General features: G+C 71.6%; 1 pseudogene. It reads left to right on the forward strand.

Features of this window, described 5'->3' with window-relative positions:
- Positions 1-113 precede the first annotated feature (113 nt).
- Positions 114-2,296, forward strand: a pseudogene (locus ACEN88_RS29595) (chemotaxis protein CheA); the annotation flags it as partial.

Below are 2,296 nucleotides of genomic sequence, written 5' to 3' on the forward strand. Positions count from 1 at the left end.
CCCCCCCCCCCCCACTTTTTTAACACCCCCAACCCGCAAAACCCCATGAAGCCCCGTCTCGTGGGCGCGCAGATGTCTAAAAGACACAGCAACCGGGCGGCGCGCGCGAGGCCGTGCCCGCCGCATCCGAGCCGCCGCCGGAACCGGTCGAACCGGCCGCCGGCTTCGACGTCGCACCGGACGAGGCGCCCGCGCCGCTGCCGGCCCTGTCCACGGACGAGCTGCCGGACAACGTGCTCGCGTTCCCCGTGTCGGAAGCGAACGTGCGGCACGTGGGCGACCTCGAGATCCCGCTCCCGCTGTACAACATCTACCTCGGCGAGACCGAGGAACTGGTGCGCACGCTGGCCGAGGACTTCGCCGGCTGGCGCGCGGAACCGCTGCGCGCCGTGTCGGCGCAGGCCCTGAAGGCGGCGCACACGCTGGGCGGCACGTCGGCCACCGTCGGCTTCAACGCGTTGCGCGAACTGGCCGCGGCGCTGGAAGAAGCGCTGCAGGTGGCCGTCCCGCCGCTGGACGGCGCCCAGTTCGACCTGCTGGACGAGACGGTCGAGCGCGTGCGCATCATGCTGCAGGTGTTCGCGCTGGGCGAGCTGGCGCCCGCGCAGCCGGAACTGCTGGCGCGCCTGGAAGCGCTGCGCGATGAGCTGGGCCGCCAGCGCGCCGACGCCGTCATCGCCGACGCCGAGCCGGAACTGGCGCAGCGCCTGGACGCGCTGTTCGCCGCCACGTATGCCAGCATCCTGGCGGATCCGCCGCTCGTCACCGGCACGCCGGCGCTGCCCGCCAGCACGGAACCGGCGCCGCGCGCGCCGGCACCGCACCAGGAAGATCCGGCCGTGAGCGCCGTCGACGATCTGTTCGATGCCTATTTCGACGATCCGTTCGCCGCGCCCACGCTGGAGCAGGCCGAACCCGCGCCCGCACCCGCACCGGTCGAAGCGGACGAGGTCATCGACGTCGATGCGCTGTTCGACATCCTGGTGCCCGGACCCGAGCCGGAACCCGTCGCAGAACCGGAAGCGGACGCGGTGCTGGCCGCGGAGCCGGTATTCGTCGACGACCTCGACCCGGACCTGCTGCCCGTGTTCATGGAAGAAGCGGCGGACCTGCTGCCGCAGATCGGCAACGGCCTGCGCCAGTGGCAGCAGAACCCGGCCGACGTGGCCGTCGCGCAAGGCCTGCTGCGCGCCCTGCACACGGTGAAGGGCAGCGCGCGCATGGCCGGCGCGATGCGCCTCGGCCAGCACACGCACGCGCTGGAAACGCAGATCGAGAACATGCTGCACGCCGGGACGACGAATCCGGCCGCCTTCGACGAACTGCTGGCCAACTACGACCAGGCGCAACTGCTGTTCGAGCAGCTGCAGCAACCGGGCGCGCCGGTGCTCCAACCTGCTCCGGCACCGGAACCCGCGCGGCCGGCGCCGCCCGCGGACGAGCAGGCCGCGCGCGCACCGCTCGTGCGCGTGCGCGCCGACATCCTCGACCGCCTCGTCAACCAGGCCGGCGAGGTGTCGATCACGCGCTCGAAGCTGGAGACGCAGGTCGGTACGCTGAAGGGCATGCTGGCCGAGTTCTCCGACAACCTCGCCAACCTGCGGCGCCAGCTGCGCGAGGTGGAGATGCAGGCGGAATCGCAGATCGCGTCGCGCCTGTCGATCGCGGGCGAGCGCGAATTCGACCCGCTCGAGTTCGACCGCTTCACGCGCCTGCAGGAGCTGACGCGCATGATGGCCGAGAGCGTGAACGACGTCGGTTCGTTCCACGACGGCCTGGCGCGCACGGTGGAAGCGGCGGCCGACGACCTGGCCGCGCAGTCGCGCCTGACGCGCGAGCTGCAGCGCGACCTGATGCGGGTGCGGATGGTGCCGTTCGCGAGCCTCTCTGAGCGCCTGTTCCGCGTGGCGCGCCAGACCGCCAAGGAAATGGACAAGCGGGTCAACCTGGACATCCGCGGCGGCGGCGTCGAGATCGACCGCAGCGTGCTGGAACGCATGGCAGCGCCTTTCGAACACCTGCTGCGCAACGCCATCGTGCACGGTATCGAGCCGCGCGGCCAGCGCCTGGCGGCCGGCAAGCCGGAGACGGGCGAACTGCTCGTGCAGGTGAGCCAGCAGGGCAACGAAGTCGAGATCCGTTTCGCCGACGACGGCGCAGGCCTCGACCTGGGGCGCATCCGCGCCAAGGCGGCGTCCCTCGGGCTGCTGGCCGACGGCGAGGACGTGTCCGACCAGGACGCCGCCGAGCTGGTGTTCGAGCCGGGCTTCTCGACGGCGGACACGCTGACCGAACT

This window comes from Massilia sp. CT11-108 (assembly GCF_047302915.1).
Classification (GTDB): Bacteria; Pseudomonadota; Gammaproteobacteria; order Burkholderiales; family Burkholderiaceae_D; genus Telluria; species Telluria orientalis.